The following is a 25108-nucleotide window of genomic DNA, read 5'->3' as shown; positions in this document are numbered from 1 at the left end:
AGTCCCGGACGGCCACCATGCAGCTCAAATCCGTGCAGTACGACAAGCCCCATTTCTCCCTCGCCGGCCAGTGCGGCATCGGCGAGGCCTGGGCCCGCATTCCTCCCGAACTTGACCGCGCCCAGCGCCTTCGGACCGCCGAGCGCATACGCGCCCTGCTGCACGAGCGCGATGCCGTGCTCGTGGCCCATTACTACGTGGACGGCGAACTGCAGGACCTGGCGCGCGAGACCGGCGGCTGCGTGGGCGATTCGCTGGAGATGGCGCGCTTCGGCGCCCAGCACCAGGCCAGCACCCTGGTCGTGGCCGGCGTGCGCTTCATGGGAGAGACCGCCAAGATCCTCAGCCCGGAAAAGCGGGTGCTCATGCCCGACGACGACGCCAGCTGCTCGCTGGACCTGGGCTGCCCGGCAGACGAGTTCAGCGCCTTTTGCGACGCCCATCCCGACCGCACGGTCGTGGTCTACGCCAATACCAGCGCGGCGGTGAAGGCGCGCGCCGACTGGGTCGTCACCTCGTCGGTGGGACAGGACATCGTGGCCCACCTGCACGCCTGCGGCGAGAAAATCCTCTGGGCTCCCGACCGCCACCTGGGCGCCCACATCCAGCGCCAGACCGGCGCCGACATGCTGCTGTGGCATGGCTCCTGCCTGGTCCATGACGAATTCAAGGCTGACGAACTGGCCGCCATGGCGCTGGAGCACCCGCAGGCCGCCATCCTCGTGCACCCCGAGTCGCCGGCCGCCGTGGCCGCCCAGGCCGATGTGGTGGGCTCCACCACCCAGCTCATCAACGCGGCTGGCCGGCTGCCCACCGACACCTTCATCGTCGCCACCGACCAGGGCATCCTGCACGACATGCGCATGCGCTACCCGGGCAAGACCTTCCTGCCGGCGCCCACGGCCGGCCAGGGCGCCACCTGCAAGAGCTGCGCCATGTGCCCCTGGATGGCGATGAACAGCCTGCAGGGCGTGGAACTGGCGCTGGAGCAGGGCCTGTGCGCCATCGAGGTGGACCCCGCCATTGCCCAGGCCGCGCGCCGCCCCATCGAACGCATGCTGGCCTTTGCCGCAGGCCACCGCCAGCCCGTGCGCGCCAGCGGAGACCTTGCGCGCGATGCAGCGCTCTTCCAGCATTTCGGTCCCGCCTGAGGACAGCGCCATGACACAGCCTTGCACAGACGTACTGATCATCGGCGCCGGCCTGGCCGGCATGGCCGCCGCCCTGTCGCTGCCGCCGCATCTGCGCGTGGCACTGCTCAGCAAGGGCGCGGCCGAGGAATGCGCCAGCGCCTGGGCCCAGGGCGGCATTGCCGCCGTGCTGGATGCACAGGACAGCATCGACGAACACCTGGCAGACACCCTGGTCGCGGGCGCAGGCCAGTGCGATGCACAGGCCGTGCGCGCCATCCTCGAGCAGGCGCCTGCCGCCATCGATTGGCTGGTGGCCCACGGCGTGCCTTTCACGCGTGACGACAGCGGTGGCCTGCACCTCACGCGCGAGGGCGGCCACGGTCGCCGCCGCATCGTGCATGCCGCCGACTGCACCGGCCAGGCCGTGCACGCCGCCCTGCTGCACGCCTGCCGGGAGCGCGCGAACATCGATTTGCATGAGCACACCAGCGCGCTGGACCTGCTGACCGAAGGACAGCCTGCGCACTGCACAGGCGCGCTGGTGCGCCTGCCCGATGGCCGCCAGCAGCGCTGGCATGCCGCGCATACCGTGCTGGCCACGGGCGGGCTGGGGCAGGTCTATCCCGCCACCACCAACCCGGCCACCGCCACGGGCGACGGCGTGGCCATGGCCTGGCGCGCAGGCTGCCGCGTGGGCGACCTGGAGTTCATGCAGTTCCATCCCACGGCCCTGCAGGTGGGCGGCCGTGCGGCCGGCCTGGTCTCGGAGGCATTGCGTGGAGAAGGCGCCCTGCTGCGCCTGCCGGACGGCACGCGCTTCATGCCTGTCCATGACGAGCGGGCTGAACTGGCGCCGCGCGACATCGTGGCCCGGGCCATCCGGCACGAGATGGACCGCCATGGCCTGGCCTTCGTGCACCTGGACATCACCCACCGGCCACGTGCCTGGCTGCAGTCGCATTTCCCCGGTGTGATGGCCCTGTGCGCCAGCCATGGCATCGACATTGCCACGCAGCCGATTCCCGTCGCCCCCTGCGCCCACTACGCCTGCGGCGGCGTGCTGGCCGGCATCGACGGGCGCACGGATGTCGATGGCCTGCGCGCCATTGGCGAGGTGGCGCGCACCGGCCTGCACGGCGCCAACCGGCTGGCCAGCAATTCGCTGCTCGAATGCGTGGTGATGGGGCGCGCAGCCGCCCAGGCCATCGCGCAGCAGCCGGCTGCCGCCCCTGCGCCGGCCCAGCCGACCGAAACCCTGCAGGCCGGCGCACAGGATCAGGACACGGCAGCCATCGCGCAGGAGTTGCGCCAGCTCATGCAGGACTGCGTGGGCATACAGCGCAGCGACCAGGGCCTGGCGCAGGCCGTGCAGCGCATTGCGGCATGGCGTGAAAGGCTGGCACCTGCCGCAGGCCATGCGCTGCGCAATCAGCTCGATGCCTGCTGGCTCATGGCCACGGCTGCCGCCGCACGGCGCGAGAGCTGCGGTGCGCATTCGCGCATCGATACCGCCCTGGCGCTGGTGGAATGAAAAATGGCCCCCACGCTCCCCTTGCTGCGCAAGGTCCGCTGCCCCCCGAGGGGGCTGCTTTTCATCTTGGGGCGGCCCGGCGATGAAAAATGGCCCCCACGCTCCCCCTGCTGCGCAAGGTCCGCTGCCCCCCCGAGGGGGCTGCTTTTCATCTTGGGGCGGCCCGCCGATGAAAAATGGCCCCCACGCTCCCCCTGCTGCGCAAGGTCCGCAGCCCCCCGAGGGGGCTGCTTTTCATCCTGGGGCTGCCCGGCGATGAAAAAGGCCCCCAGCTTTCGCTGCGGGCCTTGTCTTCCGGGCCAAAGCCGTCAGGCCTTGGGAAGTGTCACGCCCACCTGGCCCTGGTACTTGCCGCCACGGTCGCGGTAGCTGACCTCGCAGACATCGTCGGGATCGCTCTCGAAGAACAGCACCTGGGCGCAGCCCTCGCCGGCGTAGATGCGGGCGGGCAGCGGCGTGGTGTTGGAGAACTCCAGCGTCACATAGCCTTCCCATTCGGGCTCGAAGGGGGTGACGTTGACGATGATGCCGCAGCGCGCGTAGGTGCTCTTGCCCAGGCAGATGGTCAGCACGTTGCGCGGGATGCGGAAGTACTCGACCGTGCGCGCCAGCGCGAAGCTGTTGGGCGGGATGATGCAGCTGTCGCCCTCGAAATCGACGAAGCTTTTTTCATCGAAGTTCTTGGGGTCCACCACGGTGCTGTGGATGTTGGTGAACACCTTGAATTCGGGTGCGCAGCGGATGTCGTAGCCATAGCTGCTGGTGCCGTAGCTGATGATCTTGCGGCCATCGACGTTGCGAACCTGGGCCGGCTCGAAAGGCTCGATCATGCCGTGATCCTCGGCCATGCGACGGATCCACTTGTCGCTCTTGATGCTCATGGCAATTCCTCGTTCCCTAGCTGCACTTGTCAGGCGCCAGCACCCGGCCGGGCACTGGCGCAAAGGCGCTATTTTGCTTGAGAAACGACGGTGCGCTCGATCAGGCGGTCATCGCCCAGGATGATCATGGCGAACAGCAGCTCGTCCAGGCTCTCGGCCTGGCGGGTCTTGCGCTCGAGCAGCGGCGTGCAGGCCGGGTTGATGACCACGAAGTCGGCCTCGCAGCCCGGCTGCAGGTTGCCCACCTGCCCCGCCAGGCCCAGGGCGCGCGCCGCGCCCGCCGTGTGCTGCCACCACAGGTTGCCCGGCGACAGGCTCAGGCCCTGCTTGGTCTGGCCCTCACGGCCCGCCACATAGGCGGCCTGCATGGTGCGGAAGGGGCTGAAGCTCATGCCGCCGCCCACGTCGCTGGCCAGGCCGTAGAGGAACTGCGCGGCATCGGCCCGCGCAAAGTCGAAGAAGCCGCTGCCCAGGAACAGGTTGCTGGTGGGGCTGACGGCGGCGGCGGTGCTGCGTTCACGCATCAGGGCGCGGTCTTCATCGTCCAGGTGGATGCAGTGCGCGTAGACAGCGCGCTCGCGCATCAGGCCGAAGTCGTCGTAGACCGACAGATAGCTGCGCGCCTTCGGAAAGAGCTCGGCCACCCAGCGCACTTCGTCCAGGTTCTCGGCCACATGGGACTGGATCCAGACATCGGCGTAGCGTGCGGCCAGCTCGCCCGCGCCGCGCAGCTGCTCATGCGTGCTGGTGGGCGCAAAGCGCGGCGTGATCGCGTAGCCCAGGCGGTCCACGCCATGCCAGCGCTGGATCAGGGTCTCGGTATCGATCAGGCTTTGCTCGGTCTGGTCGCGCACGCCGTCGGGGCTGTGGCGGTCCTGCAGCACCTTGCCCGTGATCATGCGCATGCCGCGCGCCTGCGACGCGCCCATGAGCGCATCGACCGACCCGGGGTGCGAGGTGGCAAAGGCCAGCGCCGTGGTCACGCCGTTGCGCTGCAGCTCGTCCAGGAAGAACTCGGCCACGCTGTCGGCATGGGCGCGTTCGCAAAAGGCCGACTCGTGCGGAAAGGTGTATTTCTCCAGCCAGGGCAGCAGGCCGGCGGCGGGCGCGCCGATCACATCGGTCTGCGGATAGTGGATGTGCAGGTCGATGAAGCCTGGCGCCAGGATGCGGCCCGGCAGATGGGTGACTTCGGCGCCCGGCTGTCCGGTGAACTGCGTCTGCAGCGCCTGCCAGCTGCCGGCGGCGACGACGCGCTGCTGCCCCCTGTCATCCGGGGCGACGGCCAGCAGGCCGTCTTCGTCGTAGAGCGCCTGGCCATCGTCGGCAAAACGCAGCAATGAGGAACGGTAGATTTGCATGCCGCCAAGCTTAGCGGGCGGACAGGCAGATGCCATATCCGCAGCGCTATAGGCGCCATCGGCAGGCGCCATCCTAGGGTTTACGCCAGGATCGAACGAGCCGCAGGCCGCATCACTTGGGCAGGGTGGCCTGCACGCCTTCCACCAGCCAGTTCATCTGCAGGATCTGTGCATCGTCCAGCTGCTTGCCGGCTGGAATGCGCACCTGGCCCTGGTTGTCGCGCACCGGCTGGTCGCCGGCCTTGAAGGGCTGCAGGCGGCCCTGGGCCATGTCCTTTTGGCGCTTCAGCACTTCCTCGCGCACGGCGGGCGGCAGCTTGGGGCCGAAGCCCTCCACGCGGATCATGCCCTCGCGCACGCCACCCCAGGTGTCCTGGCTCTTCCAGCTGCCGTCCAGCACGGCGCGGGCGCGCGCCGTGTAGTAGTCGCCCCACTGGTGGGTGACGGCCAGCAACTGGGCGTCGGGCCCGTCCTTGCGCATGTCGGAGTGGTAGGCAATCGCCATGCGGCCGCGCTCCTGGGCGGCCTGCATCACGGCGGTGGATGCGACCTGGAAGGACACCACGTCCACGCCGCCGTTGAACAGCGCCATGGCCGCATCGCGCTCGCGCGGCGGGTCGAACCAGGTATCCAGCCAGACCACCTTGACCGTGGCCTTGGGATTGACCGAACGCATGCCCAGCGTGAAGGCGTTGATGCCCTGCAGCACCTCGGGAATCGGAAAGCCGACCACGAAGCCGGCCACGCCCGTCTTGCTGGCACGGCCGGCGGCAATGCCCGACAGATAGCGGCCCTCGTAGTAGCGCGCATTCGAGGTGGCCACGTTGTCGGCGCGCTTGAAGCCCGTGACCGACTCGAACTTCACCTGCGGGAAGTCGCGCGCCACGCGCATCACGGACTCGGTGTAGCCGAAGCTGGTGGTGAAGATCAGCTGGTTGCCCGAGGCGGCCAGGTCGCGCAGCACGCGCTCGGCGTCGGGGCCCTCGGGCACGCTGTCCACCGCACGGGTCTGCACGCGCGGACCCAGCGCCGCCTGCAATGCGCGTCGGCCCTCGTCGTGCTGGCGCGTCCAGCCGGCGTCGAGCACGGGCGTCAGATAGACGAAGGCGGCCTTGAGGGGCGCGGAACCTGCGGGGGATGAAGGGGCGGGATGGCCTTGGGACAAGGCCGTGGATACAAGACTTGCGGCCGCGACTGCGGCTGCGAGGTTTTTGTACATGGTGTTCCTCTACATGGCCCGGAAATGAAAACGCACCGGCCATGGGCAGCGGCCGGTGCGGGGCGCGATTATAGGCAGCGGCCCTGAGGGCTGCCTGGGCCTGCGCTTATGGCCTCCATAAGGGACGGCAGATACCGTCCACTAGAGCGTGTTATGCACTTTTAAGTGCCCGCGAAAGCCGGGAAATGGGCCCGGAACGAGGCGCAGCGCGCGCCGCGGTTGCCATACCGCAAGTGTGCTGCAACGAAGGGCCGGGCCCATTTCCCGGCTTTCCCGAAGGGTTGGCTCTGCGCGCAGGCGCTCGCGGCGTTGCAGCGCTTGCCAAGGCATGAGCCTTGGCGGCGCACTGCGCCTTGCGATCACCAGCGCGCAGAACCAACGCGGGTACTTAAAAGTGCTTAACACGCTCTAAGATCGTCGGCAAATTCCAACCCCAAGCAACCACCAAGGAGTACAGGACCATGCCGATGTTCGTCGATACCTCGCCCCCGGGGCAGTGCCTTTTTTGCCGCCTCGTGGCGGGCGAGATCCCGTCCGCCAAGGTGTTCGAGGACGAGCAGACCATCGCCTTCATGGACATCGGTCAGGTCAATCCCGGCCATGTGCTGTTGGCCAGCAAGCGCCATGCCGTGACCCTGCTGGACCTCACGCCCGACGAGGCCGGCGCCGTGATGCGCACGGCCCAGCGCGTGGCGCAGGCCGTGCAGGCGGCGTTCGACCCCGAAGGCATCAGCCTGTTCCAGGCCAATGGCGCGGCGGGCGGGCAGACCGTCTTCCACTTCCACCTGCATGTGCTGCCGCGCCACGAGGGCGACGGCGTGGGCCTGGGCTGGCCGCGCAAGGAGCCCGGCATGCAGGCACTGCAGGACTATGCCGAGCGCCTCAGGCAGGCGCTGGCCTGAACGGACTCAGGCCAGGGCGGCGTAGCGGGCGAACACGGCCTCCAGCTGGCGCATCCAGTGGGCGCGCTGCTGGGGTGTGACGAAGCTGGCGTCAAAACTGTTGACCGCCAGCTGCCAGGCCTGCTGCGAGTTCATGCCCGTGGCGGCGAACAGCTGCAGGTAGTTCTCGTTCACATAGCCGCCGAAATAGGCCGGATCATCGGAGTTGACCGTGACCTTGAGCCCTGCCTCCAAGAGCTGGGGCAGGTTGTGCTGGGCCAGGTCGGACACCACGCACAGCTTGAGGTTGGACAGCGGGCACACGGTCAGCGGCACGCCGTCGCGGACCAGGCGCTGCATCAGGGCCTCGTCGCGCGCGGCCTGCACGCCGTGGTCTATGCGCTCGGAATGCAGCACGTCCAGCGCGCCCCAGATATAGGCGGGAGGCCCCTCCTCGCCCGCATGCGCGACCAGGTGCAGGCCCAGCTCGCGGCAGCGGGCGAACACGCGGGCGAACTTCTCGGGCGGGTTGCCGACCTCGCTGCTGTCCAGCCCCACGCCGATGAAGCGGTCGCGCAGCGGCAGCGCGGCCTCCAGCGTGGCGAAGGCGTCCTCTTCGCTGAGGTGGCGCAGAAAGCTCAGGATCAGCGCCGACGAGATGCCCTGCTCTATCTCCGCATCGCGGCAGGCGCGGTACAGGCCGTTGATCACGGTCTCCATGCCCACGCCGCGCTGGGTGTGGGTCTGGGGGTCGAAGAAGATCTCGGCATGGACCACGTTGTCCTGCGCGGCGCGCGTCAGGTAGGCGCGGCCCATGTCGTAGAAATCCTGCTCGTACAGCAGCACGCTGGCGCCGGCGTAGTAGATGTCCAGAAAGCTCTGCAGATCGGTGAAGGCATAGGCGCGGCGCAGGTCTTCCACGCTGGCGTAGGGCAGCTTCACGCCGTTGCGCTGGGCCAGCGCGAAGATCAGCTCGGGCTCCAGCGAGCCTTCGATGTGCATGTGCAGCTCGGCCTTGGGCATGGCCTTGAGCAACTGGGGCAGATGCGCGGCATCCACGGCGGGTACGGTGTGCATCAGCAGACTCCGAAGGTGATGCCGCTGGCCCGGAGGTAGCGGCGGTAGGCGGACGACATGCGGTCGGCCGCAGAGTGCATTTCGGCGCGCGGGTCCAGCGGCAGGCACTTGGGCTGCTGGGACTCCAGCACGGGCTGGTCCTGGCAGAAGATGGTGTGCTGGAATTCCTGCAGCTGTGCGTCGGGCGAATCGAAGTCTGCCACGGCAAGGCGGAACCAGACGCGGCTGGTCTCGGGCGTGACGGGGCAGATGAACAGGGCGATGGACTCGCGCCAGCCGGCCCGGGTGGTGCCGGACTCGGGCAGCTTGGTCAGCACGGCGGCATAGGGCGCCGTCACTTCGTAGGTGTATTCGACCTCGGCCGCGCTGGTGGAGTGCAGGTTGGACTGCGGCTGCACGGCCTTGCAGCCCGTGGCCAGCACGCCCGTGGCCGTGGTCTCCACGGCATAGGCTTCGATGGCCGTGGCGTCGCGGCTGCCCAGCCAGCCTTCGTGGACAAAGCCGAAGTGCGACATGTCCAGGAAGTTCTCGATGATGCGCGGCGCGCTGGCGGCCACGTCATAGGGGCCGCAGTTGAGCTTGCGCAGGTGCGCGTCCGCCTCGGCTTCAAAGGCTGGAAGGGCCGCCAGGGCCGGAACAGCCGAGAGCTCCTCGCCCGTGGCCAGCCGCACCCAGACCAGGCCGTAGGCTTCCTGTGCCTCGAAGGCCTTCACGCATTGCGAGGGCGGGGGCGTGAAGCTGGGCAGGGCCGGCACCTTGACGCACTGGCCGCTGTCGGCGAACTGCCAGCCGTGGTAGGGGCATTCAAGGTGGCCGTTCTCGACACGGCCCATGGACAGGCGTGCGCCACGGTGCGGGCAGCGGTCCACGAAGACGCGGACCAGGCCTTGCGGATCGCGCCACAGCACCAGGGGCTGGTCCAGCAGTTGCACGCCCAGCGGCGCATCGACAACTTCGTGGGCCTGGGCCACGGGATGCCAGAGGGAGTTTTCGATCATGGGGGGAATCTCTTGCTGTCTGTCTGTGCCGCGGCGGCGGGCAGGCCGCGGCTGGGAGCGAGCATAAACCCACTCGATGCGCAGCACAGGTACGGTAAAGGTGCGGCACCTGTGCTGCGCATGAACGCCAAGGCCGCCCGAAGGCGGCCCTGGCGGCAGCAGGCAACCCGGCCTGCGCCGGGTGGCATGGCGTCTGTATTACTTGCTGTCCTGGCCCGGCACCTTGCCTTCCACGCCCTTGACGTAGAAGTTGATGCCCGTGAGGAACTTGTCCTCGGCCACGGCGTCGGCGGCCAGCAGTTCCTTGCCGTCCTGGCCTGCGATCGGGCCCTTCCAGATGTGGAAGGTGCCGTCCTTCAGGCCCTTCTTGACCTCTTCTATCTTCGCCTTGGCTTCGGCGGGCACGTCATCGGCCAGCGAGACGATGTCGATCGCGCCTTCCTTCACGCCCCACCAGGTCTGCTGGCTGCTCCACTTGCCGTCCAGCATCTCGCGCACGGTCTTGGTGTAGTAGGGCGTCCAGTTGATGATGGCCGAGCCCAGGTGGGCCTTGGGGCCGTAGGCCGTCATGTCGGAGTCCCAGCCGAAGGCGCGCTTGCCCTTTTCCTCGGCCGTCTTGAGCACGGCGGCGGAGTCGGTGTTCTGGAACAGGATGTCGGCGCCGCCGTTGATCAGCGAAGTCGCAGCCTCGGTTTCCTTCGGGGGTGCGAACCACTCGTTGACCCAGACCACCTTGGTCTTGATCTTGGGGTTCATGGACTGCGCGCCCAGCGTGAAGCTGTTGATGTTGCGCAGCACTTCGGGAATCGGCACGGAGCCGACCACGCCCAGCACATTGGACTTGGTCATGGAGCCCGCGATGATGCCGGCCAGGTAGGCGCCTTCGTAGGTGCGGCTGTCGTAGGTGCTGACGTTGGCGGCGGTCTTGTAGCCGGTGGCGTGCTCGAACTTCACATCGGGGAAGTCGGGAGCGATCTTCTGGATGGGCTCCATGTAGCCGAAGGTGGTGCCGAAGACCAGCTTGTTGCCGTTGGCGGCCATGTCGCGCAGCACGCGCTCGGCGTCGGCGCCCTCGGGCACGCTCTCCACATAGGAGGTCTTGATCTTGTCGCCGAATTCCTTCTCCAGCGCCAGGCGGCCCTGGTCGTGGGCAAAGGTGTAGCCGCCGTCACCGACGGGGCCCACGTAGGCGAAGGCGATCTTCAAAGGCTCGGTTGCAGCGGCAGCAGGGGCCTCGGCAACGGGAGCGGGCGCAGGCGCGGCCTCCTCCTTCTTGCCACAGCCGGCCAGCGCGGCGGCGGCCACGGCCGACAGCGCTGCCACCTTGATCAGGGAGCGTTTGTGAAGATCAGTCATCGAAGTTTCCTCAAGTGGTCCTGCGGCAGGCAGGAAGAAGGCGGTGTCCGCAGGGGCGCAGACCCGCCGCGATGGGTCCCGAGAATAAAGCAAGAATGGCGCCAGCCGGCTGCGCCAGAGCCACCAGACATGCGGGAAAACCACATTTTGGGGGCTTTGCACAATCGTGGTGCATAGGGCGGACCCGTCTGGCGGATCGCGGCAGAAAAAAGGGCCCCGAAGGGCCCTTGTTGCATGGACTGCCGCCGGATCACTTGGCGCCCGGCACCTTGCCTTCGACGCCGTTGACGAAGAAGTTGATGCTGGTCATGAAGCCCAGGTCGCCGACCTGGCCTGCCGTCAGCACTTCCTTGCCGGTGTTGTCCTTGATGGGGCCGGTCCAGACGGCGAAGCTGCCGTCCTTCAAGCCGTCGCGTGCCTTGGCGACCTTGTCCTTGATGTCCTGGGGCACGTCGTCGGCGATCTTCACGAGGTCGATGGCGCCTTCCTTCACGCCCCACCAGAACGAGCCGCCCTGCCACTTGCCGTCCAGCGTGTCCTGGGTGACCTTGCTGTAGTAGGGCGTCCAGTCGATCACGGCCGAGCCCAGGTGGGCCTTGGGCGCGAAGGCGCTCATGTCGCCGTCCTTGCCGAAGGCGCGCGCACCGCGTTCCTCGGCCGTCTTGAGCACGGCCGGGGAGTTGGTGTTCTGGTAGAGCACGTCCACGCCGCCGTTGATCAGCGAGGTGGCAGCCTCGGACTCCTTGGGCGGGGCGAACCACTCGTTCACCCAGACCACCTTGGCCTTGATCGAGGGATCGACGCTTTGCGCACCCAGCACGAAGCTGTTGATGTTGCGCACCACTTCAGGAATCGGCACCGAGGCCACGACGCCGATGGTCTTGGTCTTGGTCATGCCACCGGCCACGATGCCGGCCAGGTAGGCGCCCTCGAAGGTCTTGGTGTCGTAGGTGGCCACGTTGTCGGCGTTCTTGTAGCCGGTGGCGTGCTCGAACTTCACGTCCTTGAGGTCGGCCGCGACCTTCTGCACGAACTCCTGGTAGCCGAAGCTGGTCGCGAAGATCAGCTTGTTGCCCTGGCCGGCCATGTCGCGCATCACGCGCTCGGCATCGGCGCTCTCAGGCACGCTTTCGACGAAGGAGGTTTCCACCTTGTCGCCGAACTTCTCCTGGATGGCCTTGCGGCCCAGCTCGTGCTGGAAGGTCCAGCCGCCGTCGCCGATGGGGCTGACGTACATGAAGCCGATCTTGAGCTTCTCGGCCGGCGCCTGGGCGGCAGGCGCGGCAGCGGGAGCGGGCGCTGCGGCCTCTTCCTTCTTGCCGCAGGCGGTCAGGGCCGCCACCGAGATGGCCGACAGGCCGATCATCTTCACGAGCGTGCTTTTCAGGCCAGGTTTCAGGGTGCGTTCGCGCAAAGCGGGCATGCGTTTGTCCTTTTGTGGTTCTGGAGGGAGAGAGAAAAAATGAAAGCGTCAGGAGCCCGGATAGAAGGGCTTGCCCAGCGAGGCCGGCATGTTGGCACGGATCCAGGTCGGATTGCGCGAGATCAGCACCAGCACGACGATGGTCGCCAGGTAGGGCAGCATGGACAGCAGCTGGCTGGCCACCTGCACGCCCGTGGCCTGCAGGTGGAACTGCAGCATGGTCACGCCGCCGAACAGGTAGGCGCCCAGCAGCACGCGCGCAGGGCGCCAGGTGGCAAAGGTGGTCAGCGCCAGCGCGATCCAGCCCCGGCCCGACACCATGCCCTCCACCCACAGCGGCGTGTAGACGGTGGAGATGTAGGCGCCGGCCAGCCCGCACATGGCGCCGCCGAACACCACGGCCGCCAGGCGGATGCGGCGCACCGGGTAGCCCAGCGCGTGGGCCGACTGGGGCGACTCACCCACGGCGCGCAGCACCAGGCCGGCCCGCGTGCGGTAGAGGAACCAGACCAGGGCCGCCGCAATGACCACGGCCCCATAGACCAGCGGGTGCAGGCGGAACAGCGCCGTGCCGACCACGGGCAGGTCGGACAGCCAGGGCACGGCGAACTTGGGCAGCTCGGGCAGGCGCGCCTGCACATAGCCCAGGCCCAGGAAGGCCGAGAAGCCCGTGCCGAACAGCGACAGGGCCAGCCCCGTCGCGTACTGGTTGGTGTTCAGCCAGATCACCAGCACGCCGAAGATGGCGGCCAGCAGCGCGCCCGCGCCCATGCCGGCCAGAAAGCCCACGGTGGTGCTGCCCGTGTGGACCACGGCGGCAAAGCCCGCGATGGCGGCGCACAGCATCATGCCCTCGGCACCCAGGTTGACGATGCCGGCCTTTTCATTGATCAGCAGGCCCAGCGCGGCCAGCGCCAGCACGGTGCCGGCGCTGAGCGTGGAGCCCAGCAGCAGTGCATAGGATTCCATCAGCGGGCCTCCTTGACGGCAGGCGCCGCTGCGGGCGGGACCACGGGCGTGCGGGACACCCAGCGCACGCGGTAGGCCACCAGCGTGTCGCAGGCCAGCAGCGTGAACAGCAGCAGGCCCTGGAACACGCCGGTCAGCGCCTTGGGCAGGCCCAGGCGCGACTGGGCGAGTTCGCCCCCGATATAGAACATGCTCATGAGAATCGCGGAAAAGATCATGCCCACGGGATGCAGGCGGCCGACGAAGGCCACGATGATGGCGGCAAAGCCGTAGCCGGCCGGGACATAGGGCGTGAGCTGGCCCAGCGGGCCGGCCACTTCCAGCGCACCGGCCAGGCCGGCGGCGGCGCCCGAGATCAGCAGCGCCGTCCACAGCGCGCGGCGCGAGGAAAAGCCCGCGTAGCGCGCAGCAGCCGGGGCCAGGCCACCGACCTGCAGCGCAAAGCCGGCGCGGGTGCGGAACAGGAAGACCCACAGCATGGCCGCCGCAGCCAGCGCCAGCAGCAGCCCGATGTTGGTGCGCATGCCCTGCATGAGCTTGGGGATCTGCGTGACGCGCTCGAAGGTCTTGGTCTGCGGGAAGTTGTAGCCCATGGGGTCCTTCCACGGACCGTAGACCAGAAAGCCCAGCACCAGGGTGGCCACGTAGACCAGCATCAGGCTGACCAGGATTTCATTGGCGTTGAAGCGGTCGCGCAGCAGGGCCACGATGCCGGCCCAGACCATGCCGCCGAGCATGCCGGCCACCAGGATGGCGGGCACGATCCACGGCCCCGTGGTCTTGTCCGCCAGCAGCGCCACGCCGCCTGCGGCCACGGCGCCGATCACGAACTGGCCTTCGGCACCGATGTTCCACACATTGGAGCGAAAGCACACGGCCAGTCCCAGCGCGATCAGCAGCAGCGGCGTGGCCTTGACGGCCAGCTCGCCCAGCGCATAGGTGGACTTGACGGGGTCCCAGAAGAAGGCCTGCAGGCCGCGCACCGGGTCCTTGCCCAGCATCACGAACAGGCACACGCCGATCAGCACGGTGATGGCCAGCGCCAGCACGGGCGAACCGTAGGTCCACAGCTTCGAGGCCTGGGGGCGTTGCTCAAGCTTGAACATGGGCGCCTCCCCTGGCGGCATTCTGGGCGGCGTTCGGGGCGGCAGCACCGTCCCACAGGCCGCTCATCCACTCGCCGATCTGCTGCACGGTGGCATCGGCCCGCGCCACCGAGGGCGACAGCCGGCCCTTGGCCACCACATGCAGGCGGTCACATATTTCAAACAATTCGTCCAACTCCTCGCTGAGCACCAGCACGGCGCAGCCTTCGTCACGCAATTGCAGGATGGCGCCGCGGATCTGCGCGGCCGCCCCCACGTCCACCCCCCAGGTAGGCTGGGAGATGATGAGCAGCTTGGGCCTGGCATCGATCTCGCGGCCCACGATGAATTTCTGCAGGTTGCCGCCCGACAGCGACTGCGCCGCCGCGTTGGGGCCACCGGCCTTGACGTTGAAGCGCGCGATGATGGCGCGCGCCTGCTCCTGCAACTGGCCCATGCGGATCCAGCCGCCCGCGCCCAGCGCGGTCTTGCGCGTCAGCAGCAGGTTGTGCGCCAGGCCCATGCTGGGCACGGCGCCCCGGCCAAGACGCTCCTCCGGCACGAAGTGCAGGCCCAGCGCACGGCGCCGGCCGGGGCCCAGGCGCCCCGCCTCCCGGCCGGCAATCTGCACCATTTCGGGCGCTGCGCGCGTGTCCTCGCCGGACAGCGCATACAGCAATTCCTTCTGGCCATTGCCCGAGACACCGGCGATGCCCACGACTTCGCCCGCGCGCACATCGAGCTGTATGCCATGCAGGTCCACGCCGAAGGGCTCCGAGCGCGCCAGCGCCAGGCCTTGCACGCGCAGCACGCTGGTGCCGACCTGGGATTCGCGGTGCGTGAGCTCGGGCGGCTCCGAGCCGATCATCAGCCGCGACAGCGAGGCATTGCTCTCCACGGCCGGGTTGCACACGCCGGTCACCTGCCCGCCGCGCAGCACGGTACAGGCCGTGCACAGCGAACGGATCTCGTGCAGCTTGTGGCTGATGTAGAGGATGGAGCAGCCCTCGGACGCCAGGCGGCGCAGCACGACGAAGAGCTTCTCCACCGCCTGCGGCGTGAGCACCGAGGTGGGCTCGTCAAGAATGAGCACGCGCGGGTGCGTGAGCAGAGCGCGGATGATTTCCACGCGCTGCATCTCGCCCACGCTCAGCGTGTGCACGGGGCGGTGGGGATCGACCTCCAGCCCGTAGTCATGCGCCGTGGACTCGATGCGCTTCACCACCTCGGCCAGCGGCAGGCTCTTGTCCAGGCCCAGCCAGACGTTCTCGGCCACGGACAGCGTGTCGAACAGGCTGAAATGCTGGAACACCATGGCGATGCCCAGCTGGCGCGCCTCCTGCGGGTTGCGGATGTGGACCGGCTTGCCATCGACCTCGATGCGGCCCTCGTCAGGCTTGACGGCGCCGTAGATGATCTTCATCAGCGTGGACTTGCCGGCACCGTTCTCACCCAGGATGGCATGCACTTCGCCGGCGCCCACGGTCAGCGAAATACCGTTGTTGGCCACCACCGCCGGATAGCGCTTGGTGATGCCTGTCAGCTGCAGCCGGGGCGGCGCTGCGGCTGGCAGGGGGACTGTATCGGGGGGATTCATGGCTGGGATTGTCTTTCAATTTCTGCAACAAACTGGAACACAAGTCCTTGAAACCGCCTCGGCGGCCCTCATATCGACCACCACTTTGTTCACCAAAAAGGCGGTTCCTGCCGCCATCGCCTAGCGGGCACGGGACATCAGGGCCACATGCCGCACGGCGTCGCGCAGCCAGCGCGTGGAGGCGCCCATGTGCGTGCGGGCGTGCCACAGCTGGTAGTACACCAGCGGCGCAAACTCCACCGGGCAGGGCAGGATCACCAGGGGCAGGCGCTGGCTGAAGCGCTCGCAGAACAGCCGCCCCGTGGTCAGCACCAGCAAGCTGGTGGCCACGATGTCGGGGATCAGGCTGAAATGCGCGCAGCGCGCCGCCACCTGGCGCTGCAGGCCCATGCGGGACAGCTGGTCGTCGATCACGCCGCGCGCGCCCGGGTAGGTGGGCGTGGGCGCGATGTGCTCGGCCTCCAGCCACTGGGCCACGTCCCAGCCGCGGCGCACGGCCGGGTGCTGGGGGCTGACCAGGCAGACCACCTCGTCCTCGAACAGGCTGGCCATGTGCAGGCCCTGCGGCGGCTCGGGCCAGTTGCCGATCACCACGTCCACATCACCCTGGGCCAGCTGCACCTCGTAGTGCGCGTCGCCGTTGAGCGCCAGGATGTCCACGGGGCAGCCGGGCGCCTCGGTCTTGAGATGGGCCACTAGGCGCGGCAGGAACAGCGGGTCCAGGTAGTCGCTGGCAGCGATGCGGAAGGTGCGCGTGGAGGTGCGGGGATCGAAATGGCGCGCATCGCTGAACAGGCCCTCGGCCGCGCGCAGGATGTCGGCGGCCGGCTGCACCATGCGCAGCCCGGCCTCGGTGGGCTGCATGTGCGCGCCCGAGCGCACCAGCAGCGAATCGCCGGCCAGGTCGCGCAGGCGCTTGAGCGCAGCGGACACCGCCGGCTGGTGCATGCCCAGGCGCAATGCGGCACGCGAGACGCTGCGCTCGGTCAGCACCGTGTGCAGCACCCGTATCAGGTGCAGATCAATCTTGTCGAACAGGGCCTGGTCGCGCATGTAGCGAAGCAATCAGCGAAAAAAAGAGCGGTCGCGCCGGGGACGCGCCGCAGGTCATGGGGAGCCCGCAGCGTAACCCAGCCATGACCCCCGCCAGCTAGATACAAGCACCAAGAATGCCCTGGGCAGGGGCGGTTAAACACTTGTGCACGCAGCACATGCAATATGCGAGCCAGTCGCCGGCAAACCATTGTCCAAACCTATACAGACTTGCAGACTGTTAGCGTGATTCAATGAAATCGCTTCAAAAGGAAGTGGATTGCAGGAGACAAGACGATGAAACAGCCAACCCCTTTTTCGGGCATGGTGGCCGCAGCCACGCTCGCCAGTGTGCTGACCGCCTGCGGCGGCAGCGGTGACTCAGACCTGGGTGTCATCGAGATACGCAGCCTGTCCAACCGGGCCGACATGATCAGCGACGGCAATGCCTATATTGAAATTGTGCTGCCCAAGGGCAGCCCGCCCGGTGCGCTGAAGGTGGCGCTCAATGGCACGGATGTCACCGCCCGGTTCGCCCAGCGCGCCAATGGCCGGATTCTGGGCCGGGTCGAGGGATTGAAGGTGGGCGCCAACACCCTCACCGCCACGGCGGCCGGCAGCGCGAGGGCACGGCTGGACATCACCAACCATGGCCGGGGCGATCCCATCTTCGCCGGGCCGCAGACCGCGCCGTGGATCTGCGCCACGCGCAATGGCGCGCAAGCCACCGTTTCCGTGCCGGGCACGGCACTTTCGGCGACCGTCACCACGCGCGTCAGCGGTCTGGATACCGATCCGGTGGATGTCCAGTGCAATACCAGGACCCAGTACACCTACTACTACATGCCCAAGGCCAGGCAAGGCAGCGCCTGCACGATGGGTCCGGCAGGCGCCACGCCCTGCCATGTGGCCTACGACCCATCGCAGCGCCCGGCCGACAGCGAGATCGCCGACTTCACCAACGACCGCGGAGATACGGTCAAGCACCTGCTGCGCATGGAAACTGGCGTCATGGGCCGCGGCACCTTCCAGATCCTGGCCTACCATGACCCCGCGCAGGCCTGGACGCCCTGGGAGCCGCAAAAGGGATGGAACGGCAAAGTGCTGTGGCGATTCGGCGCAGCCGCTTCCGGCAATCGCTTCCAGGAGTCGGCGGTCAACCTCCTCGACCAGTTCAGCGGCAGCCTGCCTTTCGACCCCAACGCGCTCGCGGCAGGCCACATGGTCGTGAAAGCCATGCTGACCAACCACCTGCACAACAACAACGAGTTGCTGGCCGCCGAGAACATGATGCGCATCAAGGAGCATCTGATCGAGAACTACGGCGAAGTGCGCTACACCATGGGCGACGGCGACTCGGGTGGCTCCATGATGCAGACAGTGATCGCCTCCGCCATGCCGGGTCTGCTGCAGGGCATACAGATGGGGCTGAGCTATCCCGATGCGGTATCCACCTGGATGGAAACACGCGACTGCGGCCTGCTGTCCAGCTACTACAGGACCGCCGCAGGACAGGCACTGAGCGACACCGCGAAGGCCGCCATCAATGGCCATCCGGCCAGCTACTGCGACAAATGGGTAGGGAGCTTCATCGCCCCCCAGAACCCCCGGCTGCCCGACAACTGCGGCGTGGGCTTTCCCGCCTCCATCGTCTACGACCCGCGCACACGCGGCCAGGGCGTGCGCTGCTCGATCCACGACATGCTGGTCCCGGTGTTCGGGACGTTCAAGGACACCGACGGCCACACCAAGCCGCAGCTGCCGTATGACAACACGGGCCTGCAGTACGGACTCAAGGCACTGCAGTCGGGCGCCATCGACGCGGAGGCTTTCGTGCAGCTCAACGAAGGCATCGGCAGCTACACCAACGACATGGACTGGACCGGCGGCACTGCGTCCCGGCCGGCAGCCCGCGAGCGCGCAGTGGCCAGCCTGCTGCCCAGGCTCTACAGCAGTGGCCTCACCAGCAACGGCAGGAACCTGTCCCAGGTGGCCATCATTGACCTGCGGCCCGAGGGCGGCAGCGACATCCACATGACCTGGCGCAGCCTGCAGCAACGCGCACGGCTGGATGCCGCCAACGGCCACCATGACAACCATGTGATCCGCGCCAGCAAGGGTATGGTCCCGCTGCTGATCGCCCCGGCCATGCGACGCGAGGCCTTTGTCATGATGGACCGCTGGCTGACCGCCGTGGAGCGCGACACCACCGGCGCTGCGCTGGCACAGAAAGTGGTGCGCAACAGGCCTTCGGATGTCAGGGATGGATGCATCGCCGCAACGGGAGCCGCCCCTTCGGATCTGGACAAAGTCCTGGCCCTGGACGACCCAGCCTGTCCCCTCAAGCCGACCCTGTCGCCACGCCAGGTGGCCGGAGGTCCGCTCGCGGAGGACATCTACCAGTGCCAGCTCAAGCCCCTTTCGTTCTCCAGCCCGGAGTACGCCGGCATCACCTTCAGCCCGGCCCAGCAAAAGCGCCTTGCCGCAGTGTTTGCGGCGGGAGTGTGCGACTGGAGCCAGGCCGGAACGGGCCAGAGCCGGGAGGCGGCCTTCCTGACCGATTTCAGTGCCGGCCCGGCGGGCACCAAGGCCGGGCCTGCGCCGGTCTCGCGCAACGATTGAGTTGCGCCCTGCGCGAAGTCCCGCAGGGGTCCGGGGGCCGGTGATCAGGGTTTGCAGCGTGCCAATTCATGCAATGAAGCAGCAGACTTTCATTGAAGATTTGCATCAAGCACCATGCAGCCGCCCACGATCAACGCCGTCCTCAAGTCCGCGCCCTTTGCGCCCCACCTGAGCAGGGCCCACCTGCTCAGGTTGCGGCGGGAGGTGCTGTTGCGGCACATACCGGCCGGCACCCCGCTTTGCCACAAGACGCACCGGGCCGGCCACTGGGCCGGCGTCGTCCAGGGAGCGGTCAAGATCCATGCGCTGTCGCCTACCGGGCGCAGCACCACGCTGGCCACCTTTACCCCGGGTTGCTGGTTCGGCGAGGGCACACTGCTCAAGCACGAATGCTGGCCGTTCGACGCGACGGCGATCGAGGATACGCTGGTGGCACTGATGCCGGCCAGCACCTTTCACTGGCTGCTGGAGCGCAGCCTCGGCTTCAACCGCTTCCTGCTGGACCAGCTCAATGCGCGCCTGGGCCAGTTCATCGGCCGCTGCGAGCATGCACGGCTGCACCATTCCAGCCGCCATGTGGCGCACTGCATCTCGGAGCTGACCGATTCGAGGCTGTATCCGGACACCGGCAACCGGCACCTGGGCATGTCGCAGGAGGAGTTGGCCAGCCTGGCCGGCGTGTCGCGCCAGATCGTCAATCGCACCCTGGGGGAGCTGGAGGACATCGGAGCCGTCCGCGTCTCCTATGGCGCATTGACCCTGATCGATCCCGAAGGACTGCGGCGCTTCAGCGAATCCTTCGAGTGAGGCACGGCCCCGGCGCTCAGGCGGCCTCCAGCACCTCGACGCGGTTGCGGCCCTTGCGCTTGGCCGCATAGCAGGCCATGTCGGCCGAGCGCAGCGCGCTGCTGACCGTGTGCTGGCGGGCATCGAGCACCACCATGCCGACGCTGGCGCCCATCAGGTAGCGCTGGCCCTCGTGCGCGCCTTCCCAGTCCTGCACGGCCATGCACAGGCTTTGCGCCAGCAGCATGCCCTGCTCCGCCGAGGTGCCCGCCAGCAGCACGGCGAATTCATCACCGCCCAGGCGCGCCACCCAGCCCAGCGGCCGGACCACGCTGTCGATCAGCCGGGCCATGTGGCACAGCACCTCGTCGCCCGCCGCATGGCCGCCCTGCTGGTTGACGTGGGCGAAGTGGTCCAGGTCCAGGAACAGGATCACGCCATGCTGCTGCAGGCCGACGGTCTCCTCCGCCGCCTCTTCCTCCGCCTCTTGCGCCTCCTCGATCGTGGCGACGGCGGTGTTGTCGCTCTGCTGCAAGGCGGATTCACCCTGCTGCAGCGCCTCGGCCGGCAGGCGCTGGGCGGCACTGCATTCCTGCAGCCATTCATGCAGGCGCATGGCAAAGGCCTCGCGGTTGGGCAGCAGGGTCAGCGGATCGTGCATGGCCTTCCAGCCCGGCTGCTCGCGCACCAGTCGCTGCATGGTCACGTCCTCGACCACCCAGACCAGGGTGGGGTCTGCCGGCACCACGGCGCGCGGCTCCAGGCCGCGCTGCAGGCGCTGCAAGCTCTGGCCGTGCAGGCGCACCCAGATGGGGCGGCCGTCCTTGCGGACAAAGCACTGCTCGCTGTCGAACTGGCCGTACATGTCCAGGTCCTTGCGCACGCGCTCCAGCAATTGGATGTGCGCCGCGTCGGAGGCGCACAGCTGGCGTATCGCCTGCCCCTGCAGCTCGCGCGGCGGGTAGCCGAGCATGCGCGCGGCCTGCAGGCCCACCAGCTCCAGATGCGCCGACCGCGTGACCACCAGGCCCACGGGCGCGTAGTCCATCAGCGTCTGCAGCTGCAGTTGCAACCGGCCGACCTCGTGCGCCTGCTCCTGCCCCATCTGCCCCAGGCGATGCAGGGCCTGCCACAGCGTGGAGGCTTCGCCCCAGGCATGGGTCCAGGGCATGCGCCAGCCGCCTTCCTCGGCATGGCCCGGCTCGGGTTCGGGCGCGGGATCGGGCTCCTCGGCCATCAGCCTGCCCTGGCTCGCCAGCCATTGGCGTGCAGTGCGGTGCAGGGCCGCCATGGGTTCGGTGACCAGGATCAGAAGCAGGACCAGCAGGCCAGCGACACCGGCCACGGCGGCCAGCAGCCACCACAGCACGCGCGGCGCCAGGCTGGGCGCGATGGCTTCCTCGGGGGTGATCCTGACCACCAGCCACTGCGGCAGCGGCATGCCTGCCGTCGTCACCAGGTAGCCCGCGCGCCGCTGGGTGTCGGGGCCCACCTGCACTGCGCCGGCCGCGGGGTCCTGCAGCCAGTCCGCGCCCAGGCCGGGCTCGGCCTCGGCGCGCGCCGACCAGCGCGAGGGGTCGGAGTGGGCCAGGATCTGCCCGTCGCGCTGCATGACCAGCAGGCGCCCGCCGGAGCGCGAGGGATCGATGCTGGGCGGCAGCAGTGCCTGGGCGGACATGCGCACGCCGGCCGACAGCACGCCGCTGACCGTGCCGTTGCCAGTGCGCAGCGGCACGGCGTACAGCAACTCCATCATTCCGGGATCAGCCCCCTTGCGCACCATGGTGGAGACCACGGGCCGGCCATCGGCCAGGCTGCGCCGCATCACGTCGCGCACGCCTTCGTCCAGATCGACCAGGGGCTCGGAACGGCCGCCGCGCAGGCTGAGCTGCAACTGGCCACGCGCGTCGGCCAGTTGCAGGGTGTCGAACAGCCGCACGGATGCGTCTCCGCGCAGCATCTCGCCCATCAGCCGGCTCGGGTCGCTGCCCTGGTCGGCAATGCCCTGGGCCAGCACCCACAGCAGGCGCTGCTGCTGCTCCAGCCGCGCGGCCAGCATGCGCGCCACGGTATCGACCTCGTCGGCCTGCCGGGCCATGGCGCGCTCCAGTGTCTGCTGGCGCATGTTGTGCGAGACCCACCAGGCACTGCCAAGGCCCGCCAGCAGCACGGCCGCAGCGGCCAGCGCCAGCACCGTGCAGCGCATGGCGCCCCAGCCTGTGGCCGCGCGCGGCCGCGAGGGTGAATCCGGCAGCTGCGGAGCATCCTGGGATGCCAGCAGTGCCTGGAAAAAGGGAGATCGGCGGGCGTCCAGTGACATGACGCCATCAATATATGCAGGCCCGAAAGCCGTCCCACTGGGTGGAACCCGCGAACCAGTGGATACCCCGCCCCGCAAGGCCCGGCGCTTGCAGGCCGGCACCCGTCAGCGGCGTGGGAATCAGCCTACTGCGAGCACTTCGAGGGCCGCCGGCTTGGGCAGATCGATGACATTGCCCCGGCCCGCGATGAGCCCGTGCTCACGCAACTGGCGCAGCACGCGCGAGAAGGTCTCGGGCGCAATGCCGAGCTGGGCGGCGATCAGCCGCTTGCGCAGGTGCAGCGTCACGCGCAGGCCACCAGCTTCGTGCGGCATGGCATGGCGCAGCAGCCACTGGGCGCAGCGCGCCTCGGCGTCCTTGGACAGGCGGCTCACCGCCAGCTCGGTCTGCGCGCAGTAGGCCTGGGCCATGTCCTGCAGCAGTTGCTGGGCGGGCGAAGGCAGCTGCGAGACGGCCTTCAGGAAGTCGGCCTGGGGAAGTTGCTGCACGCGGACATCGCTGTCGGCCAGCATGTCCAGGCTGCTGCCGCGCCGCTGCAGCACAAAGGCGGCATCCAGCCAGGCAGGCCCCTCCACGACACCGAGCTGGTGGCGCATCTGCCCACCCTGGCCTATGCCCAGGAGCACGCGACCGCGCTCCAGATACATCACCGTATCCGGCGACTGCCGACGCAGCCTGAGCCAGGTACCCGCGGCCAACACCTGGGCGGAACCCGGCGCGAAGGCGAAAGCTTGCAAGGAAGACAGGGCGAACATGCATGCAACTTTGCCGGCTTTGCTCCCGCCGCGTTTTGAGCCATGTCAATCCACCGCCAGCACACCGGTCCGCAGGCGGCATACTTGTCACAAGAATGTCACCAGTGAAACGTAATGTATCCAACTGAAAAGTTGAGCCCATGATCGATCCCCAGATGCTCGCCAGCCTGCCCGCTGCCGCGGCCGTGCTCTCCGCCGCCGTGCGGTCCGGCGCAGGCCCCGTGGCGCAGCTCATGCGCGCGGGCGGCCTGTACTGCGTCTTCCAGCCGCTGGCCGACTTGCGCAGCGGCAGCATCTACGCGCATGAGGCGCTGATCCGCGGCCCCCATGGAACGCCGCTGCACACGCCCGATGCCCTGCTCAAGGGCGCGGCGGCCGAGGGCATTCTTCGGGAATTCGAGCTGCTGGCGGTCTGCGTGGCGCTGCAGGACTGGGGCCGGCAGAGTGCGCCGGGCCGGCTGTTCGTCAACCTCAGCGCCCAGGCGCTGGTGCAGGCCGTGGGGGTCTGCGGCCCCGGCATGGTCGGGGACACGGTGCGCAGCTTCGGCGTGCAGGCCCGCTCCCTGGTGGTGGAGATCACCGAACACGACCATGTGACCGACATGCCCGCCGTCTGCGCCGCCGTGAAGGCCGTGCATGCCACGGGCGCGCGCCTGGCGCTCGATGACTTTGGCGACGGCCGCTCCAGCCTGCGCCTGTGGTCCGAGGCCAAGCCCGACTTCGTCAAAATCGACAAATACTTCATCCACCAGATCGAGCAGCGCCCGGCCACGCTGCAGCTGCTGCAGGCCATCAAGGGCATTGCCGAGGTCTTCGGCACCACGCTGATCGCAGAAGGCATAGAGACCGAGGACGAGCTGCGCACCCTGCGCGACCTGGGCATTCCGTATGGCCAGGGCTGGCTGCTGGGCCGCCCTGCCGAAACCGCCCAGCCCCAGATCAGCACGCAGGCGCGCAGCGTGGCCCAGGACCCGCGCGTGGCCGTGCTGCCCCACCAGGGACACAGCGCGCGCCCGGGGGTGCTGCGCAATCTGATGGTGATGCAGGCGCCCTGCGTGGTGCCCACGGCCAGCAACGACGAGGTGGCCGAGCTGTTCAAGGCCGGCCAGCAGCTGCATGCCATTGCCGTCGTGGAGGCCGGCCGGCCGCTGGCGCTCATCAACCGCCAGCAGTTCATGAACCACTACGCCACGCTGTACTTCCGCGAAGTGCACGGGCGCAAGCCCTGCCTGGCCTTTGCCAACGTGCAGCCGCGCATCGTGGAGCTCGATTGCGATGTGGACCAGCTCGTGGGCATCCTGACCTCGCAGGACCAGCGCTACCTGAGCGACGGCTTCATCGTCACCGACAACGGCCGCTATGTGGGCCTGGGCACGGGCGAGCAGCTGGTGCGCCGCGTGACCGAGGCCCGCATCGAGGCCGCGCGCCACGCCAACCCGCTGACCTTCCTGCCCGGCAACATCCCCATCAGCCTGCACATGCAGCGACTGCTGGACAGCGGCGCCGGCTTCGTGGCCTGCTACGCCGACCTCAACCACTTCAAGCCCTTCAACGACCACTACGGCTACTGGCGCGGCGACCAGATGATCCGCCTGGTGGCGCGGCTGGCCGTGGCGCACTGCGATGCGCGGCGCGACTTCGTGGGCCATGTGGGCGGGGACGACTTCATGCTGTTGCTGCAAAGCGAGGACTGGCAGCGGCGCTGCGAAGGCATTGTGGGCGCCTTCACCAGCGAGGCGCGCCAGCTGTTCGACGACCAGGCGCGCGAGGCCGGAGGCATCTGGGCCGAGGACCGCCACGGCATCCGGCGATTCTTTGCCTGCACCACGCTGTCCATCGGCGTGGTGCGCGTCGCGCCGGGCAGCGTGCTGGCACCCGAGGACATCGCCAACCTGGCGGCCCTGGCCAAGCAGCAGGCCAAGGCACAAAGCCTGCCGGGGCGCGGCGCCATCGCGCTGCACACGCCGCGCGATGAAGCGCGGCGCCCGGCCCTGCACGGCACCGCAGCAGCCTGGCCTGCCTGAAACAGAAAGCCCGCAGGCTCTTGCGAGGCTGCGGGCTGGTGGCTGGTGGCTGGTGGC

19 protein-coding genes are annotated in these 25108 nt (G+C 68.3%); 6 read left to right on the top strand and 13 right to left on the bottom strand.

Annotated features, from left to right (window positions below; genetic code table 11):
* The first annotated feature begins 17 nt into the window (after positions 1-17).
* Positions 18-1151 carry a quinolinate synthase NadA gene (gene nadA, locus BW39_RS21000; protein ID WP_043824025.1) on the top strand — a complete coding sequence of 378 codons (1134 nt, stop codon included), beginning with the start codon at positions 18-20 and terminating at the stop codon, positions 1149-1151.
* Positions 1152-1161: 10 nt separating this feature from the next.
* Entirely contained in the window at positions 1162-2664 is a 1503-nt protein-coding gene (nadB, locus tag BW39_RS20995; protein WP_043824024.1) for an L-aspartate oxidase, read from the top strand.
* A gap of 308 nt (positions 2665-2972) precedes the next feature.
* Here nadB and dcd read toward each other — a convergent pair whose 3' ends face one another.
* The 3 genes from dcd to BW39_RS20980 form a co-directional block, all read right to left on the bottom strand.
* Positions 2973-3545 (bottom strand): dCTP deaminase, encoded by a 573-nt coding sequence (dcd, locus tag BW39_RS20990; protein WP_013803686.1) that lies wholly within the window; start codon positions 3543-3545, stop codon positions 2973-2975.
* A gap of 68 nt (positions 3546-3613) precedes the next feature.
* Positions 3614-4906, bottom strand: coding sequence for a guanine deaminase (gene guaD, locus BW39_RS20985; protein ID WP_043824022.1), 1293 nt, complete (start codon positions 4904-4906; stop codon positions 3614-3616).
* A gap of 112 nt (positions 4907-5018) precedes the next feature.
* Positions 5019-6125: a BMP family ABC transporter substrate-binding protein gene (locus tag BW39_RS20980; RefSeq protein ID WP_034391143.1), complete on the bottom strand. Its 1107-nt coding sequence runs from the start codon at positions 6123-6125 to the stop codon at positions 5019-5021.
* 461 nt (positions 6126-6586) lie between these two features.
* Between BW39_RS20980 and BW39_RS20975 the strand changes: the two genes are divergently transcribed.
* Positions 6587-7027 carry an HIT family protein gene (locus BW39_RS20975; protein ID WP_043824020.1) on the top strand — a complete coding sequence of 147 codons (441 nt, stop codon included), beginning with the start codon at positions 6587-6589 and terminating at the stop codon, positions 7025-7027.
* A gap of 6 nt (positions 7028-7033) precedes the next feature.
* Here BW39_RS20975 and BW39_RS20970 read toward each other — a convergent pair whose 3' ends face one another.
* The 8 genes from BW39_RS20970 to BW39_RS20935 form a co-directional block, all read right to left on the bottom strand.
* Positions 7034-8083, bottom strand: a complete 1050-nt coding sequence (locus BW39_RS20970; protein WP_034366623.1) for an adenosine deaminase — start codon at positions 8081-8083, stop codon at positions 7034-7036.
* A complete protein-coding gene (locus BW39_RS20965; RefSeq protein ID WP_034366625.1) occupies positions 8083-9081 on the bottom strand; it encodes an aromatic ring-hydroxylating dioxygenase subunit alpha in 999 nt (332 codons plus the stop codon). The genes BW39_RS20970 and BW39_RS20965 overlap by 1 nt, the downstream gene beginning before the upstream one ends.
* Positions 9082-9279: 198 nt before the next feature.
* On the bottom strand, positions 9280-10437 hold the full coding sequence (locus BW39_RS20960) for a BMP family ABC transporter substrate-binding protein (RefSeq protein WP_012204065.1): 1158 nt from the start codon (positions 10435-10437) through the stop codon (positions 9280-9282).
* A gap of 250 nt (positions 10438-10687) precedes the next feature.
* Positions 10688-11860: a BMP family ABC transporter substrate-binding protein gene (locus tag BW39_RS20955; protein ID WP_052155404.1), complete on the bottom strand. Its 1173-nt coding sequence runs from the start codon at positions 11858-11860 to the stop codon at positions 10688-10690.
* A 48-nt stretch (positions 11861-11908) separates the two neighbouring features.
* The gene (locus BW39_RS20950) at positions 11909-12829 is read right to left on the bottom strand and encodes an ABC transporter permease (RefSeq protein WP_012204060.1); all 921 of its coding nucleotides are present in this window, start codon (positions 12827-12829) and stop codon (positions 11909-11911) included.
* Positions 12829-13935: an ABC transporter permease gene (locus BW39_RS20945; RefSeq protein ID WP_012204059.1), complete on the bottom strand. Its 1107-nt coding sequence runs from the start codon at positions 13933-13935 to the stop codon at positions 12829-12831. The genes BW39_RS20950 and BW39_RS20945 overlap by 1 nt, the downstream gene beginning before the upstream one ends.
* Positions 13922-15511, bottom strand: coding sequence for an ABC transporter ATP-binding protein (locus BW39_RS20940; protein ID WP_043824019.1), 1590 nt, complete (start codon positions 15509-15511; stop codon positions 13922-13924). Before BW39_RS20940 ends, BW39_RS20945 begins: the two co-directional genes overlap by 14 nt.
* 120 nt (positions 15512-15631) lie before the next feature.
* A complete protein-coding gene (locus BW39_RS20935) occupies positions 15632-16564 on the bottom strand; it encodes a LysR family transcriptional regulator (protein ID WP_012204057.1) in 933 nt (310 codons plus the stop codon).
* Between the two features lie 276 nt (positions 16565-16840).
* Here BW39_RS20935 and BW39_RS20930 point away from each other — a divergent pair, with 276 nt between their 5' ends.
* A complete protein-coding gene (locus BW39_RS20930; RefSeq protein WP_043824017.1) occupies positions 16841-19165 on the top strand; it encodes a DUF6351 family protein in 2325 nt (774 codons plus the stop codon).
* 114 nt (positions 19166-19279) lie between these two features.
* On the top strand, positions 19280-19972 hold the full coding sequence (locus BW39_RS20925) for a Crp/Fnr family transcriptional regulator (protein ID WP_043824016.1): 693 nt from the start codon (positions 19280-19282) through the stop codon (positions 19970-19972).
* A gap of 16 nt (positions 19973-19988) precedes the next feature.
* On the opposite strand, the gene BW39_RS20920 is transcribed toward BW39_RS20925, so the two are convergent.
* Positions 19989-22271, bottom strand: coding sequence for a sensor domain-containing diguanylate cyclase (locus BW39_RS20920; protein ID WP_043824014.1), 2283 nt, complete (start codon positions 22269-22271; stop codon positions 19989-19991).
* 120 nt (positions 22272-22391) lie between these two features.
* Positions 22392-23027: a Crp/Fnr family transcriptional regulator gene (locus tag BW39_RS20915; RefSeq protein ID WP_013803698.1), complete on the bottom strand. Its 636-nt coding sequence runs from the start codon at positions 23025-23027 to the stop codon at positions 22392-22394.
* A gap of 140 nt (positions 23028-23167) precedes the next feature.
* Between BW39_RS20915 and BW39_RS20910 the strand changes: the two genes are divergently transcribed.
* Positions 23168-25051, top strand: coding sequence for an EAL domain-containing protein (locus BW39_RS20910; protein ID WP_043824012.1), 1884 nt, complete (start codon positions 23168-23170; stop codon positions 25049-25051).
* Positions 25052-25108 lie beyond the last annotated feature (57 nt).

The sequence above is a fragment of the Delftia sp. RIT313 genome (genome assembly GCF_000632165.1).
Lineage (GTDB): Bacteria > Pseudomonadota > Gammaproteobacteria > Burkholderiales > Burkholderiaceae_C > Comamonas > Comamonas acidovorans.
Note: the sequence above shows the minus strand (reverse complement) of the source record. Positions and strands in the feature narration are given on the sequence as shown.

Excerpts from the sequence above, each read along its gene's own strand:
- BW39_RS20975 (WP_043824020.1), top strand. The coding sequence starts at position 6,587 with ATGCCGATGTTCGTCGATACCTCGCCCCCGGGGCAGTGCCTTTTTTGC.
- BW39_RS20980 (WP_034391143.1), bottom strand. The coding sequence starts at position 6,125 with ATGTACAAAAACCTCGCAGCCGCAGTCGCGGCCGCAAGTCTTGTATCC.
- guaD (WP_043824022.1), bottom strand. The coding sequence starts at position 4,906 with ATGCAAATCTACCGTTCCTCATTGCTGCGTTTTGCCGACGATGGCCAG.
- dcd (WP_013803686.1), bottom strand. The coding sequence starts at position 3,545 with ATGAGCATCAAGAGCGACAAGTGGATCCGTCGCATGGCCGAGGATCAC.
- BW39_RS20930 (WP_043824017.1), top strand. The coding sequence starts at position 16,841 with ATGAAACAGCCAACCCCTTTTTCGGGCATGGTGGCCGCAGCCACGCTC.
- nadB (WP_043824024.1), top strand. The coding sequence starts at position 1,162 with ATGACACAGCCTTGCACAGACGTACTGATCATCGGCGCCGGCCTGGCC.
- BW39_RS20965 (WP_034366625.1), bottom strand. The coding sequence starts at position 9,081 with ATGATCGAAAACTCCCTCTGGCATCCCGTGGCCCAGGCCCACGAAGTT.
- nadA (WP_043824025.1), top strand. The coding sequence starts at position 18 with ATGCAGCTCAAATCCGTGCAGTACGACAAGCCCCATTTCTCCCTCGCC.
- BW39_RS20925 (WP_043824016.1), top strand. The coding sequence starts at position 19,280 with ATGCAGCCGCCCACGATCAACGCCGTCCTCAAGTCCGCGCCCTTTGCG.
- BW39_RS20910 (WP_043824012.1), top strand. The coding sequence starts at position 23,168 with ATGATCGATCCCCAGATGCTCGCCAGCCTGCCCGCTGCCGCGGCCGTG.
- BW39_RS20915 (WP_013803698.1), bottom strand. The coding sequence starts at position 23,027 with ATGTTCGCCCTGTCTTCCTTGCAAGCTTTCGCCTTCGCGCCGGGTTCC.
- BW39_RS20970 (WP_034366623.1), bottom strand. The coding sequence starts at position 8,083 with ATGCACACCGTACCCGCCGTGGATGCCGCGCATCTGCCCCAGTTGCTC.
- BW39_RS20940 (WP_043824019.1), bottom strand. The coding sequence starts at position 15,511 with ATGAATCCCCCCGATACAGTCCCCCTGCCAGCCGCAGCGCCGCCCCGG.
- BW39_RS20945 (WP_012204059.1), bottom strand. The coding sequence starts at position 13,935 with ATGTTCAAGCTTGAGCAACGCCCCCAGGCCTCGAAGCTGTGGACCTAC.
- BW39_RS20920 (WP_043824014.1), bottom strand. The coding sequence starts at position 22,271 with ATGTCACTGGACGCCCGCCGATCTCCCTTTTTCCAGGCACTGCTGGCA.
- BW39_RS20955 (WP_052155404.1), bottom strand. The coding sequence starts at position 11,860 with ATGCCCGCTTTGCGCGAACGCACCCTGAAACCTGGCCTGAAAAGCACG.
- BW39_RS20950 (WP_012204060.1), bottom strand. The coding sequence starts at position 12,829 with ATGGAATCCTATGCACTGCTGCTGGGCTCCACGCTCAGCGCCGGCACC.
- BW39_RS20935 (WP_012204057.1), bottom strand. The coding sequence starts at position 16,564 with ATGCGCGACCAGGCCCTGTTCGACAAGATTGATCTGCACCTGATACGG.
- BW39_RS20960 (WP_012204065.1), bottom strand. The coding sequence starts at position 10,437 with ATGACTGATCTTCACAAACGCTCCCTGATCAAGGTGGCAGCGCTGTCG.